Source organism: Gaoshiqia sp. US2 (assembly GCF_059705485.1).
In genome coordinates, this window is sequence record NZ_AP048550.1 from 5,894,220 (window position 1) to 5,914,604 (window position 20,385).

The window sequence follows — 20,385 nt, forward strand, 5'->3', positions numbered from 1 at the left end:
TAATTTTCAGGGTAGTTGGGGAACTACCCTGTTTTTTTAGCTCATCTCTGCTTCATAGGCTTTTCATTTTTTTCCTTTGTCTGGATTTTCGCATTCGGTTTGGCCCGAATAATAATTTGTGCTTTGGTAAAATCGCTGTCCCCGGTAAATTCCCGTTTCACCGAAGTAAATTCAATGGGAGCAGACAGACTGAGAAGTTCCATCACCTGCGACAGGTTCTCATTGGTAAATGTCGCCGTGTAACGATAGGTGTCGAGCGAGTGGTCGGCCAGTAGGATATCAGTATTAAACCACCTGCCGAGTTTTAAGACTACCTCGTGAAAAGGGGTTTCGTTAAAGATCAGTTTCCCCTCTTTCCAGGCAATCACATCGTCAGTATTCACCCTGTTTTTGCTTATTTGATGAAGGTTTTTTTCGAAATTTAGTTGCTCATTGGGCTCGAGAATATACCCCTCTCCGTTTCCTTCCCGGTTGGTTACTTTCACGCTCCCCTCGATCAAAGTTGCTGAAATCCGGCTGTCGTCGCTGTAAGCAGAAAAGTTAAATGCAGTTCCCAAAGCCACAACCTCCATAGCGTCTGACTTTACCACAAAAGGTTTATTCTTATTTGGGAACACCTCAAAATAGGCTTCCCCGTCCAACTCAATAGTGCGGGTATCTCCGGCAAAAACAGAAGGGAATTTGACAACGCTGGCCGTATTCAACCAGACTTTTGTTCCGTCGGGCAGAAGAAGACGGGAACGGACTCCCGGCTGGGTTTTCATTTCCTGGATTACCTGTACCGATGCAAATTCCTGCTTCATTTTTACATTCAGAACATAATGCCATCCCCCGAAAAATAAGGCCGGCAACAGTAAAATTGCCGCAATTCGCTGGATCGCAGTCAGCATCCTGATCTTCCCGGCTTTTCTGATTTGATTGTCAACCGAAATTTTTCCTTCTTTCAGATTGAACCGCTCAAATAATTTCAGGTCGTCCGACAACTTGTTTATTCGAATAATTTGCTCATAAGCGAGTCTGTTTTCATCCACTTTCAACCAGACTTCGGCCCAAGCCTTTTGCTCCTGGTCGGCCTGACCATGTAAACAGGCAAAAACGTAATCGGGTATTTGATCTTTCTCTTTCATTCATGCAACTTTCAATTAAGATGACGGCTAACTGAATGCTGCCCCTAATGAAAAAGCAGAAAAAATTATTTTAGAACCGGCTACTTAAATATAAATAATCGCTGAGGCCGTGCCGAAGTGAGGTAAGTGCCTTACTGATCCGGTATTCCACCGTTTTGACCGAAATATTCTCCTGATCGGCAATTTGCTGGTAACTTAAACCGGTAAAACGGCTGAGAATAAATGTTTCTCTGATTCCATCAGGCAGCCGTTTGATTTCATCGTCAATCCGTTGTTTTAATTCCTGGTCGAGCAACGGAAACTCCGCCAAATCAACTTCAGAAAGGATCGACAACTGCTTATCGGCATAGGCCATGCGTATATTCTGGTAAGACAGGTGGTCGAGACAGCGGTTATGGACCGACCGGATAAAATATGATTTTACACTAAGCCCAATTTCAATGTTTTTCCGGTTCTCCCACAGCCGGACAAAAAAATCCTGAACAATATCTTTTGAAACCGACTCCGAGCCTACAATCTTGATGGCATATACACAAAGTCCCTGGTAATACCGTTCAAAAAAATACTCAAAAGCCCGACTCTGCCCTTCTTTCATTTTTTCGAAGAGGACAAGTTCTTTCAATTTAGTATCGGTTAAATTACCCATTGGCCAGGAAAAGATTACAAAATAGGAAACAATATAAGTATTTCCCGCCATTCCAGGTGCAGACAGTTTTATTTTTTGCCGGGGCCGCTAATTGCCGAAAATTCAAATAATCTACCCTTCCGTTCCATAAATACAATTAAAACAGGCTATTAAAAGCTATTCAACCTATTTTATTTTTAATCTGAACATGGTAACTTGTATGAAAATTCTAAACGCCGGAGTCATGCATTTTCAGTACCTCAACCTAAAAAAAAGTAGGGAGCATTTGCTCTGCAACGAAAAAACAATCCCCTCTTCTCCCGGCAGGCGAAAGTTTATGAAGGCGCTTGGGCTTGGCGCCCTGGCCTGGAACCCGCTGGTCGATTCAATCAAATTGCTGTCGAAAGATGCGTTTGAAATCAAACAACGAAAGCAAAACCTGTTGTTTTACAGGAACAACCAGCTGGCATGGGAAATTTCCGACCGCATTTTCGAAGCCGGATTTTCAACAAGTTTCCGGCAACAGGATGACCATTACTTTATTGAAGCTTCCGGTTTAACATACATCAACACCACGCTGGAACTCTCCGTGCAGGCCGAAATTTACTTTGAGCATGGTTGCTGGCTGATGAAACTCCGTGTCCCGGAACTGAACCTGAGTACCACGCTCGATTTGTTACACTGGCTCGACGGGCATGCAACTATTTATACCGATACGGTACTGAATAAAACAGCGGCACGAATAAACCATGACGACGAAGTAACAATCTCCGGTAATTTTCACCTGCGAATAAACCATCAATGGAAACTTGATCTCGAAGGCAATCAGGCAGTTTCCTTCACCTATCAGTCGCAGCAGCTGCAAACCAGCCACCTGAGTCTGATCCCGGCTGAGTCCGGCGAAAACTCATTCCCCGGACAACCTCTTAAGCGGGGCACATTGCTTCGGTTTGATGAATTTGCCGCATGGGAACGACTGGTCTCAACGCTGAATTCGGAAAAGGATATGCAACTGTCAGCAACCGATAAGCCAACACTGCACCTGTTCATCGGAGATGAACCCCTGATGTGGGTTTCTGAAAAAAAAGGCTGTTTAAGCTTAGTTTCTCATGGCTTTCAGGAAGGAAATTTCACCTTTGATAAATATTTTTTCTTTGCCGAGTATTTAAAAGATGCCAGCCCAAAGATTTACTTTTCGGCCAGCCTGCCCAAAAGCGGGCAATGGCTAAGCAACCAACTGGGGGCATTCAAGTTTGAACCATCGCGCGAAATGCCCGATTTTGAAGCTTTCGGCGCCGGAAATCAACTATACGGCGAAGTTCTTGAGCCAAGGCTTCACGCGTTTAAAGCACATCTTCCCGACGGAACCAGCCTGGGCTCGGTCTATGCCGATTCACCGTCCATCCGCATCAATTCGCAAGAGCCGGTAAAAAGAGTGACAACACCCGCCCGTCAACGGGTGACGGTACCAGCCACAACCACCGATACGAAAAACGAAGAAAAACAGGAGCCTGCAAGCACTCCAACCACGACCCAACCAACCGGTAATATGACCACGGTTCCCCAGGAACCTGTCCGTCCGCAAATAACCAACCAGCCGCAATTGGATATCCAGGTAAACAAGATCCGGTTTCGTCCCAAACGGGCATTGACAGTCAGGGTGCTGCGGCCGGAAGATATGATTCTGCTGGAGTTTGAATTTCACAACTTCAACTACACCAACCGCGGGCAAGCCCCTTTCCTCGAATTGGATGACGCGAAGAAAAACGGCGTGGTTATTATTTATTTTACCAGCCAGCACACCCTCGAAGAAGCCTTTTTCGAGTCGAACCAAATACCCGGAACAGGAACCAACACCGAAGTAGTTTTACCCGCAAAACATTTACGGGCACGTCGCAGCCGCCTGGTTTACGAACTACCGGCCGGACACGGAGGTTTCCCGCTGACCATGAGCGAACTGCTGGACTGGTCGAAATTTAAATTACGGGTGAACCCAAGGGCCTGGATAAAAATTCCACAGATTAGCCGTCTGAAAACACCGGTCTTCTTAACCGGAAGAACCGAGGCCGTCAAAACACCTACAAGCAGCAAGTACCTGGATACTCAATCGAAAGATTATGCCATCAGAATGGTGGAAAGTTCAAAAGTGAAAGCAGGTCAGCGGATGGTTTACCAGGAAGACCAGCTCTCGAAGGTACTGCAACCCGCCGATATGCAAACAGTCCGCCCGGCCTTCAACGTGGAGACCCTAAAGAATGTCAGCCTGAAAGTAGGACCTGTCCCCGAATTTGATACCTCCATTGAGGCCCCTACGCTGATGTATATTTCCCCGAACCAAACCAACGACTTCTTTCACCAAAAGGAATTGCAGTTCAGGGATACCGCCGAAATGAAACTGGTGAGCCAGGACCGGCAAATCATGTCAACCGAATTCCGGGTACTCGATCCACTGTCGACCACGAAAGGACAGGTCGCCGAACTTTGGCACACCACCCTGGGGGTACGGCTGAACGGAGGAAAAGTAAGCCGGTCACTTGGCGACTTCAAAACCATTCGCGCCTTGTGGGCCGACGAAGCCAACGAAAAATATGAAACAGCCCCGCCACTCGGCGAACCGTTCATGGCTTCGCTCGATGCCAGCGACCGGCACATTTTGGTTCACACCACCTCCAACTACGCCATCCCCGGCTACTCGCCCAAAGCAGTGCCGGTAAAAAATCTGATGCTGACCAGCCTGGGCGCTTACCTCGACTGGCATGCTTTTTTTGATGTTCCTTCGCCGGCCGACGATGTGCTTAGTATTATTGAATGGGAACATTTCGCCACACTGGGCCGCGACCACTATGTAAAAGTGGTGCGCGAAGGTTACCTGTTCCCCTTCGGACACCGGGCTGCCCTGGTAAAAGTGACCGAGCGTAAATTTCATCAGCCCACGAAATCGGCGGTTAACCGGCAGCGCATGTATATTGTCATTCTTGAAAAAGAAGTGCTGTACTCGCGCACCGACCCGCAGGGAAAATTCATTGAATTCCCGTTCCAGGCGGTTCGGGTCAATACGACCAAAACGCCCGATATTGATAACCCGGCTGATTCAACCATTATCAATGTGCCTCCTGCCGGCGGTGCGGTAAAGATTTTAAATTTCGCCAACCGTTTCGGAGGAAGCGCCAACACCAGTTACAACTTCTACATCAATGTTGGTAATAAAGGGTTCCCGTTTGACCTGGTTGTGACAGATAAAGAAGGCGCTGAACAGCAAATACGTATGCCCCTGGCCTTTTTGGAAAACCGGGTAGCCCGCAACATCAACCTGATGCAGCAAGTCATTAATCAATACAATCCGAACAAAACCTATAACGAAGTCAGTTTTGCCGGACAGGAGATTGCTTATGCCGAAAGTCTGGTGGATGGCGACACCACGCTTGAAACCGACCTCATGGCTTTCGGTGCCCAGACCTACGCGGCAAGCGGCGTTTCCGACATTAAGTTTCACCCGAAAATGCAGGAGGCTAAGGTTTACCTCAAGCAGGTGGATGAAATGACCGGGGTACGCAAGCTCACCGGGATCGGGCTGGAAGATGACAAAAACGGCGGGATGGTATTTGCCCGCGTGGCTGGCGCTCTGCTCGACTTCTCGGGCGATTCGGGCAAATCGGGCGGATTCCTCTCCCCAAACATCGAGATTACGGCCCTCAGCAAATTGCAGGGACCAGTTGGCGGGGCCATCGACGATATCAAAGACCTGAACTTCCTGCCGGAGAAGTTTTTTAAAGCGCTGGACAGCTTCCCTGCTGCCAAAATTTTTGGCGTCATCAAAATATTTGACCTGTTGGGCGACCTTGACCTGGGCGGGGCTTTCGATGGCTTGATCAATACCATCAACTCCACCAAACAACAAATTGAGGACTTCAAAAATCAAATCCTCTACCTGGAAAACCTGGCCCGCGAGACCAAAGAAAATGTGGACAGCCAAATACAGGACCTTCAGCAACAAATAAAAAACAAGGTAACGGAACTGCTGAATGCCCTGAACGGGAACATGCCCAAAATACCAAACCTGAAGACCTATGTGACCAACGATGCTTTTTATGCCGAGTACAAATGGCAACCCGAATTCAAAAACAGCCCGATTGTCATTATTGAGGATGTGTTGCAGGTGAATGTGGCCGACCGGAATAAGGCGCTCACCATCACCACCAAGTTCGAAAAACCCTTCGATGCATCCAAACCCGCCAAGGTTAACGGTTCGGCCCGTTTCGAAAAATTCGGGATCGACCTGGTACCCTTGCTGGCTGTTAATTTTAATTTCCTGGAATTCAAAACCGGGTCGTCGCAAAAAACCGATGTAAAAGTCGATATCGATAAAGACAAACCCATCGAATTTAAAGGTGCGCTGAGTTTTGTCAACAACCTGCAAAGCATTATCCCCAGCGGCGGTTTTTCGGACGACGGCCCCTTTATCGAGCTGAAACCGACCCAGGTTACTGCCGGCTTCAACATCAGCATTCCCAACGTGGAAGTGGGTATTTGTATGATTTCGAATATGAGCCTGGGTGCGCGGGTTACCCTGCCGTTTACCGGCGCGCCGCTCACGATGGGCTTCAATTTCTGTACACGTGAGAACCCGTTCCTGTTAACCGTCTCCTGTTTCGGCGGCGGCGGTTTCTTCATGATGGTCACCACCCTGCGCGGTTTGCAGTCAATCGAAGCGGCCTTCGAATTTGGAGCAGCCATGTCGCTGAACGTGGGAGTGGCTTCCGGTGGCGTTTCGGCCATGGGCGGCTTCTACTTCAAATTTGAACTGGTGATGCAGGAAGTAAACGGCGAAACCGAAGAAATCGGTTTAACAACACTCACCGGATACCTGCGCATCAACGGACATTTATCCATACTTGGATTGATCAAGGTTTCGTTAGAGTTCTACCTGGCTTTTACCGCCGTGTTCAAGGGCGACAAAGTGGAGAAACTGGAAGGCATTGCCACCCTGAAAGTGAAAGTAGAAGTCCTGTTCTTCAGCAAAACCGTTTCGGTGACTGTTCGTCGCGAACTGAAAGGCGCCGATGCCGATCCGAAGTTTATTGAAATGATTGACCAGGACGACTGGCAGGAATACTGCCTGGCTTTCGCCAGTTAATTTGATACATGTTGAATTTCGAAAAAACAAAGATATGCCACAGGAAATCATATTTACCACGTTGCCGCACCAGCGAACCAAGGTCAACGGTGAAGACATGCTCAAACTTTCGGTTTTCGTTTCCGTCAAACTAAGTACACCGCACGACACGACGCTCGGCGAGTTTGAAGACATTATGGCCTGGCCTCAAAAAGCGCTGAATGCGGGGTTTAAGTTTCGGCTGCAAAACGGCGCCTTGCTCGATGCCCAACTATTGGCAGACCAACTGGATCCGGAACTGTATCAGGTTATTTTCCACAAAGACATCAAAGTGGATGATTTCAAAGAGGAAGAAAATCTCTCTACCCGAAAAATTTATTCCTTCCCGATGAAGCATGTGCAGGATTTTATCCTGAAAACCTACATGCAGGAAGCCGTGATCAATCCCACGCAAAAGGTTACCCCCGAAAAATTTGTCGATGAATTGAACCTGGGCGCTATTTCGCGGATCAAACTCAACCCGCAGACCATCCAACAGGTAAACCAGCCCAGGCGCACAGGCGCCCTGAAGGCACAGAGCCTGATGATGAAGCAGGTGGACACCGACAGGCAGTTGCGGGCCACGATTCAACAAAACAAATTTAAACGTTTTGAGAAGCAGATGGATCCGAAAAACGACTTCACCCAACTACGCCAGTTTCATAAGGTAGACAGGCAGGTAGGGCCGAAACTGCAAATCCAGCTGAAAAAGCCAAGCTTCGAATTCCACGATATTTTGTCTACCATCACCAGTTACCCGCAAATCATGCGAAAACTGGGCATTGTGCTCGACTTCGTCATCCCTTACAACGCATCCATCCCGAACAAAGGAACCATCCAACTGGTTCCCGAAGGATTGGTTTTCGATGAAGAGGGAACCACTGTTTCTATCCCGGCAACAGCCTACGAGATTACCAACCCGGGGTTTTACATTGGCGACAAAAACGACTCCATCTTCAAACAGGGATTTGTAAAAATTAACACCGACAACTTTGCGGTGGTGCAGGTTGACGCCGACGGCACAGCGCTGAAAACATCGAACATGGCCGAAAACAAGGTCCAGGAAATTGCCCGTTTTTACGAGATACGGGCCAACCTGTCGGTCAGCGCCATGCTGAAAGTCAAAGAAATGGAAGAAGTTGAACCGCCAAAGGATGAAGGGCTCCCCTTTATGCGCTCGGCAGGCATTGCCATTACCAAAAACGGGATGGCAGAGCACTTGTTTACGCGGGTGCAAAATAACATTCAGATCAAACAATCCTTCGTCAGCGCTTCTCCCCAGATCATGCAGATGCAGCCTAAAATGCAGATTCAGGGCGTTGTCCCTCAAACCATCCAATTGAAGGTGAAAGCGCCGGTTAAAGTTCTTTATTCAGACGATGTCATCCAGGGATACCAAATGGACATTGCTTACGATGACGATCCAAATAAATGGCATTCGCTACACCAGCGGCAGGATGAATACGTTTGGTACGACGAACAAAACAATCCGCACCCGATTGAAGGCATTCAGCCGGATGAAGGCTGCATCCAACTTGGTCTTGCCGAAGACCCGGAAAACCCCGACGATGTGTTTGTTTCGGAAACCCTCGCACGCTGGGAAGGCTGGAGCCTTTCTGTCCGAAAACCCGGCTATGCCATCAACGATTCTGAAGATTACGAGTTGCAGGAGGGCGAAACCCAAAAGAAAGACTTTGTTTACAAGTCGAAAACACAGGAGGCGCAAAAATATGCCTTCGACCCGGACCTGGATTTCCGCATCAATGCCCATTCAAAAATTGTTGCAGGTACACTGCCGAAACTCCGCTTTGGCAAAGACTACCGCGTACGCATCCGGGCGGTCGACCTGGCCGGAAACAGCGTCCCCTTGCTGAGCCAACCCGAAGCTCCAGGAGAAACCATCCGGTCCAACATCCGTTATATGCGTTACGAACCGCTGGCCAGCCCCATCGTGCTGGTGGGTAACGAACTAAAAGACGGCGAATTTCTGGAAAGCATGGTTATCCGGTCAAACTACGATCAATCGGTTGGCGAATACGAAAACAGCCACCCGGTTGACGGGAAAAAACTGGACGATCATTCGTTGCGCTACCTATTGCCACCCAAAAACAGCCAACAAATAGCCGAAACACACGGGATGTTCGAAAAAGCCTTCGGCAACCCGGATTTGGCAAAAGAGATTTACCAGATCATTACGTCACACGAAGGCCTATATCAGCAAGACGAAAAAAACAAGGAAAAAATTTACAAACCTTCAGAAGTTGAGATTATTTACCTGCCCGACCCAATGGCCGCCGGTGTGGCATTATTTCTGGCAGAAGATTGCGAAACTACCCATACGCAGGAATTCAGCCCGCGTATGTTCAGTTTCTTTTCGAATGATGAACTGACACCGAACCAAACCAACTCGGTTGACAAACCCGAAGACTGGTACCATGCAAAACACCTGCGCATCCGACTCGAAGAGGGCCCGACAGAGGCCAAATGGAATGCCGGCCAAAGGCAACTGACCATTTATCTTCCCAAAGGATTGCGTACCCGGATTAAATTCAGCACATTTTGGAGGGAAAAAGATTTGAAGCAACTTTCGGCCATCTGGGAAATGGTCAAAAAAGCTTCGCCGGGGAACCAGGCTGAGCTGGAAAAGCTGGCTTTCAGCGGCCAGCACTGGATGGTTAGCCCTTCGCGCGAAATGGAACTGGTACACGCTCTGCAGCAACCCCTGGAAGAACCGGTCATTCAAAATTTATTGCCCAACCGCGATTTTTCGGACACCACAGCCGACATCAACATCCGATTCAAAATACATGGCGAAAGCACCGAAAAAGTAGAATTGCAGTCGCGCTGGACTGAACCTATCGATGATGGAATCTCGGTAAAAATAAAAGAACGGCAGGGAACCAACAGCATTTCCGATGTGCTGGTAAACTATCAGGACGAAATTATTACGAAAGGAACCATTCCGGCCCCCGAAGTTCTGGTCAGGCCACAAGTGCAAAACCTGCAGGTAGCGCCAATCAAAAAATTTGAAATGCGTACGAAGGCCGATTTTGAGCGGGACCCGCAACCAGGCGCCGTGCGCTTAAACAACCTGTATAAAACGCAGACCGTTTCGTACCAAAAATTTGAAGTGGAGAAGCAAGCAGCGCCTAAGACCCTGGTTAACCAGGTGAAGTTTGATGTACAGGAATACAAGTTCAGCTTTGTCAAACAAATGATGTTCCGAATCAAAGCGCTTGAACAGCAGTTTAGCGACACCAAACACCGCTGGGTAGATTACCGTCTGGTAGCCGCATCGCGCTACCGCGAGTATTTTGATAAAATACTGGCATCCAACCCCGAGCTCTCAACCACCCGGGAAAGCAGTTGGATGGAACGGGTAAACATTCCCAGCACCGCGCGGCCAAAAGCCCCGGAAATCGATTACATCATCCCGACCTTCGAATGGCGGAAAACCCAAACAGCCGATGCCGTGCGCCATCAACGGGTGGGCGGCGGACTGCGTATTTTCCTGAAACGGCCCTGGTATTCTACCGGCGATGATGAAATGTTAGCTGTCATCCTGCCCGACCGGACAATCAACACCGGCATGTTAGCCATGCGAGCCCCGGGCTATTCCGACTATTACACCAACTGGGGGATCGATCCAATCCTGTATTCCGTGCAACCTGCAGGTTTTTCACCAGCTGACCAGGATTTCCGCATGAACCCCGTGATTGATGATGACCTCCAATACCCCGACCGGAATGCCAAGGCAAAAGCCGTAGCCTACCCGGTTCACTTTGACGAGGACCGCCAAAGCTGGTTCTGCGATCTCAGTATCAATCCCGGCAACATGTATTTCCCCTTTGTAAAACTTGCCCTGGCGCGTTACCAACCCTATTCGGTGAGGAAAGACAATGAGGATGTTTGCCTTTCACCGGTTGTGATGGGACATTTTATCCAGTTGATGCCCGACCGGCAAACCACCATCCGGTTTAAGCGCGACGACCTCAACTCGAAATTCACGGTAACGGTTGAAGGGCCGATTTACAACGACCGCCTGGCCAAGTACGGAAACTATAACTTCCTGCGTATCAGCTTTCAGGATTCGCGGATTGCCCAGCCAATCTTTGGCACGGTAAGCGACGGCACCAACGACAAGGACCTGAACGAGGAGGGTGTTGAAATCCCGATCAACGCCCGGATCATCGAAAACAACCGGTTTAGCATCAGCCGCGAGTTTAATTTACCGAGAAAGTATAAAACAGAAGCCTTCCAGATCGTTATTGAAGAATACGAGCGTGGCCCGAACAAAATAGGCGGCCTGCCTGCCGCGTACCAGAACCGGTTGGAACAGTCGGAAGAAACCGACCGCCTGATTTATGCCGATGTATTTAATATTAACGCCCGGGAGAAATAAAAAGATTGTTTCATTAGCAACCGGTATTCGATCCTTAAAACATTAAAATCCGATGTGTGAAAGAAATCTCACGCATCGGATTTTTGTTGATGGTACAGACGAATCCACTGGCCCCGCGTTAAGCATAAAAAGGAGATCGGTATTCGTATGCCCTTGGGTAATGTCAAAAGAAATTATATAATTTTACAGACAAATTTTTGTGACGTGAGCAAAACTAAACCAATAGGAATAAATTTCGAAACACTGGAAGCGGATTACCTGCCACACGTGTCGGTTGACTGTGTTGTGTTCGGATTTCATGATAACCAACTGAAGGTCCTTCTTTTAAAATCAAGAATGATTGATGAGTGGAGCTTGCCCGGAGGTTTCGTGGCTAAAAATGAAACACTTGAACAGGCAGCTGCGCGTGTATTACAGGAACGTACCGGACTGAGTGAGATTTTCCTGAGCCAGTTTCATGTATTCAGTGATCCCACCCGGGCTAATCCGGCTCTGAAACAAGATAAACTGGAAAAAGCCGGCATCAGCCTGAAAAATTACGAATGGCTTTATCAACGGTTTTTATCGGTTGGTTTTTATGCGCTGGTGGAATTCTCCAAAGTAGAACCTCAACCGGATGTTTTCTCAGACCACTGTGAATGGCACAATATCGACCAGCTTGGTTCGCTGATGATGGACCACCGGCAGATTCTTGAAAAAGCGCTCGTAGCCATGCGACTCCAGCTTCGCTACCAGCCAATCGGCTACAACCTGCTGCCCGGGAAATTTACCATGCCTGAATTACAAAAGCTGTACGAAACCATTTTGGGCAAGGAACTGGACCGCCGGAATTTTCAACGAAAAGTATTAAGTTATAAAATCCTCAAAAGACTGCCCGAACGACGACTGGGTGTGGCTCATAAATCTCCTTATTTATATACGTTTGATATCGAAAATTACAACAGGGCCCTGCAGGACGGATTAAGCGGCGACTGGTAAGCTACTGACATTCTTTTTCTTATAATTCTTTTCCCAAATAAATAACAAAAACGGGGATGTATTTCCAAATAAATTCTACATTTGCGGTGGATTTGGTTCTATGGATCCGGCAACTGCCGGATTCGGATGAAAAGGGAATCCGGTGTAAAACCGGAGCTGTACCCGCAGCTGTAAACCTTGTATAATCTTTCTGAACCCCAGCCACTGTCAGGCAGCTGCCTGACGGGAAGGCATCAGAAAGTAAGGTGAGCCAGAAGACCTGCCAAAGTCCGTAATTTATATGAACAATAGCTTCGGGAATAAAGCTGGTGAAATCTAATCGTGTATTTTTCACAAATTTTATCCTAAGCTCATATTCTGTTTAAAGAAATGAGACGGTTTTTTATTATTGCAGGAATTTTATTCCTCTTCTTGAATGACGCCTCTGCCCAGGAAGAAAGTGTGACCGACACCATCCTGTTGCACGAGGTCACTTCGTATGCTACGGTAAAAAAATACCAGGCAGGGGCAAAAGTCGAATCCATACCAAGCGCCCAAATTGATATTGTACAAGCCACCAGCCTTGATCAGTTATTGATGCGATTTACCCCTATTTACCTGAAATCCAATGCTGGGGGTTTATCTACCATTCGCATCCGCGGAACAGCTCCTGATCATACCTCGGTTAATTTTGGCGGTATTAACATCAACTCCCTGACCTTAGGGCACTCCAACATGTCGAAGGTGCCGGTTTACCTTTTTGACGGACTTGAATTGCAGTACGGCAGTTCATCGGCCGTTAACGGTTCGGGCTCCATTGGCGGTGCGGTCCACCTAGGCTTGCACAACAATTGGACGGATGGCGCCCGGGTTAAAGCAACTGTTTCCGAAGGCTCTTTCGGTGAACAATTGTATGGCACGAAAGTGTTCGTTGGCAACGGCAAGTTCGAGTCGGTTACGCGACTGTATTATTTCATGTTGAAAAACGACTTTAAATTCATTAACCCCTCCGACAATAAGCGCTATACGCAACGCGGCGCCATGATTGAAAACATGGGCTTGATTCAGGAACTGAATTACAAGGTCAACGATAAAGAATGGTTCAAATCCGCCTTGTGGCTTGAACACGACTGGCATCAGATTCAGTTGCTGATGGATGAGGTAAAATCGGATAATGCCCGGCCTGAAATGCTCGATAACAAGCATATTCGTTTTTGGTCGGAGTACGAAAACAGCAAGCATACCTTCAACTACAAGGCTGGTTTTGGTTATGTACACGACATGCAGTTATACAATGCCAACCAAGGTGCGAAAATTGGTACCGACCGGTTGATTGGCGAACTGGAAGGCAACCAGGATTTTGGGGTGAGATTTGGATACAAAGCAGGCGTCAAATACACTTACCTTAAACCCAATGTGTATGCCTACGATAAAGATGTGATTGATTATGAGCAGCAGGCCGACTTCTACCTGTCGGGCTTTTATATGCCGTGGAACAAGCTTAAAATGACTCTAAATCTGCGCCAACAAGTTGTTACCAACTTCGAAGTGCCGTTTACGCCTTCGCTGGGTGCTGAATATCGCTTGTTTTCGGATGAGGTTTCGGTGATGAAACTAACCGGAAGTGTTGGACGAAGCTACCGCATTCCCACCTTTAACGACCGCTTTTGGGCTGTTGTGGGCAACCCCGGCTTGAAGCCCGAAGACGGGATGAACTATGAACTGGGGTGGCAATACCAATTTTGTACAACTGCATTCCAAACCGACTTGAAACTGAACGCTTTTTATCTGGATGTAAAAGATTGGATTGAATGGGCCCCGGCCAGCGGCGGATGGGAACCCTTCAATAAATCGCGGGTTGTTAGCAAAGGGGTTGAAGTATCCTCAAACACAGATGTTTTTATGGATAAGTTTCATTTCAACCTCCGGTTGAATTACAACTTTAACCCAACTGAAATTAAGGATGATGAAAACACTGATTTAATTGGCCGTCAGGTGGTTTATGTTCCCAAACACATAGGCAACGCGTTTCTGAATGTTTTATATGAAAAGTGGAGTGTTTTTGCAGATGGTAACTATACCGGCGAGCGGTTGGCCAATTACTCGGGCAATATTTTCAACCCCAAAGGCGAAATGCTGGACGATTATTTCCTGATGAACTGCGGCTTGTCGCGCAAGCTGAAGTTGAATAACCACCAATTCAACCTAACCTTTGCCATCAATAACCTGCTAAACAAGGCTTATTACAACCAACCGGGTTATGCCATGTGGGGGCGTAGCTTCCGTTTTACTCTTTCAACCGATTTAAATTTTAACAAAAACTAAATAATGAACATCATGAAAAAGTTATTCAAATTACTCCCTTTTTTGTTTTTAACGATAGCTCTTTTTAGCTCCTGTTCTGATGATGATGATAATGGATTATATCCAAGTGAATTAACCAAAGGCGCTTATGTACTAAACTATGGGGGGTACTCACAGAATACCTCTTCGATTACAAAATATGATTACGAGAACGACGAACTGACAGCATTCTACTACCAACAACAAAACGCAGGTAGCAAAATTGGTTCGGCCCCGCAGTACATCTACGAATACGAAGATCGTTTGTACCTGATGAACAACAACCCGGACCGTGTGTTGGTGGTTGACCCGCTTTTTGTGGCACAGGATACCATAACCACTTACATTGAAAAACCCCGTTATTGTGTTGCTAATGGTAATTACCTGTATATTTCGTGCTGGGGCAACGAGTTCGACTATGCCAATGGCGTTCCTGGAAGCTACATCGTTAAATACAACGTGGTTACCAAAACTGTTGAAAAGAAAATCGCTTTGGCCGGCGGGCCGGAAGGCTTGGCTATTGCGAATGGAAAATTGTATATTGCGTTGGGCTACGCTAAAAAGATTGCGGTAATGAACCTGACAACAGAAGCAATTTCGTATATCACGACAGATGCAGTATCAAGCTATTTTGTGAAAGATAAAAGCAATAACCTTTATGTAAGTTTAGTTAGCTCCTGGTCGGACCCTTCAACCGAAACGGGTTTAGGCTATATAAACACCACAACCGATGCAATGACCTTGTATCAACTGGATAATGTAAGCACTTCGTATGCTTCTGTCATGTCATTCAGCAAAGACTATACTAAGTTATATGTGATTGCCGCCGGTTACGATGCCAACTGGAATATGGTTGGTGGCGTCCAGGTATTCAATACAACATCCAAAACTTATGAAACAGAACCACTGGTTCGCGGCCTGACCGGTATCAACGGTGTTTCGGTGAACCCGATTGACGGCAGAACTTATGTATTTGTTAACAAAGGGAGTACGGTAAATGGCGATATGATGATCTACACAACCGACGGTGAACTGGAAACAACAAAAACGGTCGGTTCTGCTCCAGCAATGGCTATCTTCCTTGATTAGTATAAGTTAATTTTCAACTAAAATGGCAACAATAACCTTAGTCACCGGTGGAGCCCGCTCTGGCAAAAGCAGTTTTGCCCAGCAAATGGCCGAAAGCAAAAGCGACCGGCCTGTGTATCTGGCCACGGCCCGCATTTGGGACGAAGATTTTGCCATGCGCGTAAAACGGCACCAGGCCGACCGCGACCAACGCTGGCAAACCGTGGAAGAAGAAACAGTTTTGTCGAAGCATGATTTCGCGGGAAAAACGGTGTTGCTCGACTGTATTACGCTTTGGCTGACCAATTTCTTTCACGCTCACCAGTATGAGCCTGAAAAAACCCTGGCGGCGGCCAAAGCCGAATGGATAAAATTTACCGCCCGGGATATGGACCTGATCGTTGTTACCAACGAACTGGGCATGGGCGTTCATCCCGAAAATGAAATGGCGCGTAAGTTTGCCGATTTGCAGGGCCGGATGAACCAGTTGATCGCCCGGCAAGCCGGTACGGTTTACCTGATGGTTTCAGGCATCCCGGTGAAGATAAAGTAATGAGTAGCGAGTAGCGAGACACGAGTAATCACGACCCGCTACTTATTACTTACGACTTACTACTTACGACTTATTACTTACGACTCAATACTTTTCAAATGACAACTTCATTAACAGACCAACTTCAACGTAAAATCGACCTGAAAACCAAGCCTGCGGGAGCTTTGGGACAGCTCGAAGAAATTGCCCTGCAATTGGGCCTGATTCAGAATACACTTTCTCCCAAACTCGAAAAACCAAGCTTATTGGTTTTTGCTGCCGATCATGGTATTGCCGACGAAGGTGTAAGCCCGTATCCGAAAGAGGTAACCTGGCAAATGGCCATGAATTTTTGTACCGGGGGCGCTGCTGTCAGCGTTTTTTGCCGGCAAAACGGAATTGCCCTGAAAGTGATTGATGCCGGTGTGGATTTCGATTTTCCGGCAGGAAGCCCGATTATTGATGCAAAAATTGCCCGTGGCACCAAAAATATGCTGAATGAACCAGCCATGAGTTTAAGTGAATGCCGCCTGGCCATGAACCGCGGCGCAGGCTATGTCCGTCAGGAAGCTCTGGGTGGTTGTAACACCATTGCCTTTGGCGAAATGGGTATTGGAAACACCTCTCCCTCGTCGTTGTTGATGCACCGGTTTATGAACCTGCCGGTTGAACAATGCACCGGCAAAGGAGCCGGCATGGAAGGTGAAAAACTGGATCACAAAACTGCCATCCTGAAAGCCGTTTCGGAAAAGTACGATCCGCAAACGCCCGAAGAAACGCTGGCTACCTTTGGCGGATTGGAAATAGCCATGATGACGGGGGCTATCCTCGAGGCTAAAAAACTGGATATGGTCATCCTGATCGACGGTTTTATCGCCACGGCAGCCACGCTGACAGCCATTCAGTTTGATGCGGCTGTCCGCGATAACTGCATCTTTTGTCACGCGTCTGAAGAACGCGGTCACCGACTGATGCTGAAACACCTGAATGCAAAACCGGTATTGAGCCTTGACATGCGCCTGGGCGAAGGTTCGGGTGCGGCTGTAGCCTATCCGGTAATCAAAGCCGCCGCTACGTTTATCAATGAGATGGCCAGCTTTGAAGATGCCGGGGTTTCAAATAAGGAGGAAAAAAGTGCAAAGTCCGTGCGTTCATAAGTCCACAAGTTTTTCCGAACTTGAAACTCATATTCATGAAAGAACAAATCAACCTGTTATTGACGGCAGTCATGTTTTACACCCGCATTCCGGTACCGAAGTCGCTGGCTTTCTCCAACGAACGGCTGAACCGTTCAACACGCTACTTTCCGATGATTGGCTGGATTGTCGGGGGGATCGGCGCGGCGGTATTTTACGGGCTGAATCTGTTGCTGCCGTTTCAATTGGCTGTTTTTTTGAGTATGCTGGCTACCATTTTTGTGACCGGCGCTTTCCACGAAGATGGCTTTGCCGACTTTTGCGACGGCTTTGGCGGAGGCTACACCCGCGAAAAGATTTTCACCATCATGAAAGACAGCCGGATTGGCACTTACGGGACCGTCGGCCTGATCGGCATGTTGGGAACCAGGTTTCTGGCGCTGCAAGCCTTTCCTCCCGCAACCATCCCTTTGGTTTTAATTGCCGGTCATGCTCTCAGCCGTCTGATGCCGGTGCTGGTCATTTTTACCGGCACCTATTCGCGCGAAGATGAACTCAGTAAAACCAAACCGATTGGCAAACGCGGAAAAAACTCCGACCTGGTACTGGCTGTTGTCTTCGGACTAGTCCCGTTGGCGTTGTTCCCCTGGCAGTTGATGGCTGTCGCGTTGCCGGCATCGGCGCTGATCACCATTCTTTTCAAAATGTATATTGACCGAAAAATTGGTGGCTATACCGGCGATTGTTTGGGCGCTCTGCAGCAAATAACTGAAGTGGTGTTTTATATCTGTTTGCTGGGGGGTTTTTGAATGTTAAATGGTAACGAACCCGAGTGGATAGGATTTTCATTGGAGGTAATCTGTTAAAAATCCTGAAGCTGGATAATTGATTCTGTACAAATTGTCCCGATTATCCCTATTAACGCTTCAGAGCAAAGGAACAGCCCTATTTAAAATTTAATTATCGTTCGATTTATCTTAAAAATACCTTTGGAACTTGTTATTATTCGCCATACGTCATACACGCGTTGATGTGCCTGCCGGAATTTGCTACGGACAGAGCGACGTACCGCTTGCCGGTTCATATCAGCAGGAGCTTGAACAGCTAAAAGCAAAGCTTGCCGGATTAACCTTTGGCACCGTTTTTTCCAGCCCGCTCATCCGCTGCCGTCGTTTGGCCGAAGATCTGTTTCCCGAAGAGGCGATCGTCTTTGATCACCGGTTGAAGGAACTTAACTTTGGCCAGTGGGAGCTTCAACCATGGGAGCAGATTTATGCGACTTATGAAGGAAAACAATGGATGGACAACTACCTGGATACACCCTGTCCCGGGGGCGAATCTTACCTGGAGTTCCGGCAACGGGTCAGTTCATTCTTAACCGAATTGAAAACGCCACCACCCGGTCAGGTAGCCGTGGTTACCCATGCCGGGGTGATTCGCCTGATAAAATCCATTCTGAAGGATCAATCCATGGACGAGATTTTTACCACTTTTGCACCTGAATATGGCGGTGTTTACGAATTTAAAATCAAATGAAACATCAACAATTAAAGCCGATCCTGTTTGTTGGCACAGGTTCCGATGTAGGCAAGTCGGTGATCAATGCTGCTTTTTGCCGGATCTTCAGACAGGATGGTTATCACCCGGCGCCATTCAAAGCGCAAAACATGTCGCTGAATTCGTATGCCAGCGCCGAAGGACTCGAATTGGGGCGAGCCCAGGCCATGCAAGCCGAAGCCTGCGGCATTCCCTGCCTCAGCGCGATGAACCCGATCTTGCTTAAACCTACCAGTCAACAAAAAGCGCAGGTTATTTTAAACGGCAAACCGCTGGGAGATCAAACAGCGCAGGAGTATTTCATGAAGACCGATCGTGATTTTCTGTTTGCCGAAGCGATGAAAGCCTGGCAGTCACTCAACGAAAAATATAACCCTATTGTGATGGAAGGGGCCGGGAGCATTTCTGAAATCAATCTTTGGGATAAGGATATCACCAACATGCGTGCGGCGCTTGAAACCGGTTCGCCCACCGTCCTGATTGCCGACATTGACCGCGGCGGTGTGTTCGGCAGCGTGTACGGCACCATCAAATTGCTTCCCGATGCAGAGCGAAAACTCATCAAGGGTATTCTCATCAACAAGTTTCGCGGAGATATCAGTTTATTCGAAGAAGGACGCCACATGTTGGAAAAGCTGACCGGAGTGCCGGTTATCGGGGTGGTTCCTTATTTTAACGACATTCATATCGATCAGGAAGACAGTGTGGTCATCGACTACAAACGCGGTGGCGTGAAAGATGGTAACAAGCTAAATGTAGCCGTGGTGCTGCTGCGGCACATGAGCAACTTCACCGATTTTAACATGCTGGAGCGCATGCCCGGCATCAACCTGTATTATTCGGCCAACCCCGAAGAGATTGTCAAGGCCGACATCGTGCTGATTCCCGGTTCGAAGAACACCATTTCAGACCTGGTGTATCTGCGCGAACGTGGGCTGGCCAAGGCAATCATCCAGGCTTCGGAAACCGGAAAAGGCATTTATGGCATATGCGGCGGTTACCAGATATTGGGTGAAGGAATACGAGACCCTGATCATGTGGAGGGCGAAATTGAGGCCATTCCCGGACTTGGTTTACTTCCGGTGACAACGACCCTGACCAAAGAAAAACGAACGGTGCAAACCCGCTTTAAGTTCAGGGATCTGGCCGGAGAGTTTACCGGTTACGAAATTCATATGGGCGAAACGCGTTTGTCCGACGGCGAACCGCTCTGCGAACTGGCCGACGAAACCCGGGACGGCTGTTTTGTTTCGCCCAAACTATGGGGAACCTACCTGCACGGGATATTCGACAACAGCACGGTGGTGGAGAAAATCCTGAAAGCCAATCAATTGCAAGCCAAAGTAGCTGAATTTGATTACGCCGCTTTCAAAGAAGAACAATACGACAAGCTGGCCGCGCATGTGCGTGCGCATGTGGATTTGGAATATGTGTATTCGGTTTTAAAAGAAAAAAAGTAAGAGAGATGAGCGTCATCCCGAACTTG

12 protein-coding genes and 1 riboswitch are annotated in these 20,385 nt (G+C 47.9%); of the genes, 10 read left to right on the top strand and 2 right to left on the bottom strand.

Translation table 11 applies throughout. The features are described from left to right. Positions 1–41 precede the first annotated feature (41 nt). Positions 42–1,127: a FecR family protein gene (locus AC6H3C_RS23605; protein WP_497518110.1), complete on the bottom strand. Its 1,086-nt coding sequence runs from the start codon at positions 1,125–1,127 to the stop codon at positions 42–44. A 70-nt stretch (positions 1,128–1,197) separates the two neighbouring features. After that, positions 1,198–1,824: an RNA polymerase sigma-70 factor gene (locus AC6H3C_RS23610; RefSeq protein ID WP_497518112.1), complete on the bottom strand. Its 627-nt coding sequence runs from the start codon at positions 1,822–1,824 to the stop codon at positions 1,198–1,200. Between the two features lie 148 nt (positions 1,825–1,972). Here AC6H3C_RS23610 and AC6H3C_RS23615 point away from each other — a divergent pair, with 148 nt between their 5' ends. The 10 genes from AC6H3C_RS23615 (at position 1,973) to AC6H3C_RS23660 (ending at position 20,359) form a co-directional block, all read left to right on the top strand. Beyond that, complete coding sequence (locus AC6H3C_RS23615) at positions 1,973–6,886, top strand: hypothetical protein (RefSeq protein WP_497518113.1); 4,914 nt, start codon at positions 1,973–1,975, stop codon at positions 6,884–6,886. A gap of 34 nt (positions 6,887–6,920) precedes the next feature. Beyond that, positions 6,921–11,306, top strand: a complete 4,386-nt coding sequence (locus AC6H3C_RS23620) for a hypothetical protein (protein ID WP_497518114.1) — start codon at positions 6,921–6,923, stop codon at positions 11,304–11,306. A 204-nt stretch (positions 11,307–11,510) separates the two neighbouring features. Continuing rightward, positions 11,511–12,284 carry an NUDIX hydrolase gene (locus AC6H3C_RS23625; RefSeq protein ID WP_497518115.1) on the top strand — a complete coding sequence of 258 codons (774 nt, stop codon included), beginning with the start codon at positions 11,511–11,513 and terminating at the stop codon, positions 12,282–12,284. Positions 12,285–12,360: 76 nt separating this feature from the next. After that, a riboswitch (cobalamin riboswitch) is annotated at positions 12,361–12,565 on the top strand. An 88-nt stretch (positions 12,566–12,653) separates the two neighbouring features. After that, entirely contained in the window at positions 12,654–14,588 is a 1,935-nt protein-coding gene (locus AC6H3C_RS23630) for a TonB-dependent receptor (RefSeq protein ID WP_497518116.1), read from the top strand. Positions 14,589–14,600: 12 nt separating this feature from the next. Further along, on the top strand, positions 14,601–15,695 hold the full coding sequence (locus tag AC6H3C_RS23635; RefSeq protein ID WP_497518117.1) for a DUF5074 domain-containing protein: 1,095 nt from the start codon (positions 14,601–14,603) through the stop codon (positions 15,693–15,695). 22 nt (positions 15,696–15,717) lie between these two features. Next, the gene (gene cobU, locus AC6H3C_RS23640; protein WP_497518118.1) at positions 15,718–16,227 is read left to right on the top strand and encodes a bifunctional adenosylcobinamide kinase/adenosylcobinamide-phosphate guanylyltransferase; all 510 of its coding nucleotides are present in this window, start codon (positions 15,718–15,720) and stop codon (positions 16,225–16,227) included. 98 nt (positions 16,228–16,325) lie between these two features. Further along, positions 16,326–17,363, top strand: a complete 1,038-nt coding sequence (gene cobT, locus AC6H3C_RS23645) for a nicotinate-nucleotide--dimethylbenzimidazole phosphoribosyltransferase (protein ID WP_497518119.1) — start codon at positions 16,326–16,328, stop codon at positions 17,361–17,363. 35 nt (positions 17,364–17,398) lie between these two features. Further along, on the top strand, positions 17,399–18,151 hold the full coding sequence (locus tag AC6H3C_RS23650; protein ID WP_497518120.1) for an adenosylcobinamide-GDP ribazoletransferase: 753 nt from the start codon (positions 17,399–17,401) through the stop codon (positions 18,149–18,151). Positions 18,152–18,338: 187 nt separating this feature from the next. Further along, positions 18,339–18,878 (top strand): alpha-ribazole phosphatase, encoded by a 540-nt coding sequence (cobC, locus tag AC6H3C_RS23655; RefSeq protein ID WP_497518121.1) that lies wholly within the window; start codon positions 18,339–18,341, stop codon positions 18,876–18,878. Next, positions 18,875–20,359 carry a cobyric acid synthase gene (locus AC6H3C_RS23660; protein WP_497518123.1) on the top strand — a complete coding sequence of 495 codons (1,485 nt, stop codon included), beginning with the start codon at positions 18,875–18,877 and terminating at the stop codon, positions 20,357–20,359. Before cobC ends, AC6H3C_RS23660 begins: the two co-directional genes overlap by 4 nt. Positions 20,360–20,385 lie beyond the last annotated feature (26 nt).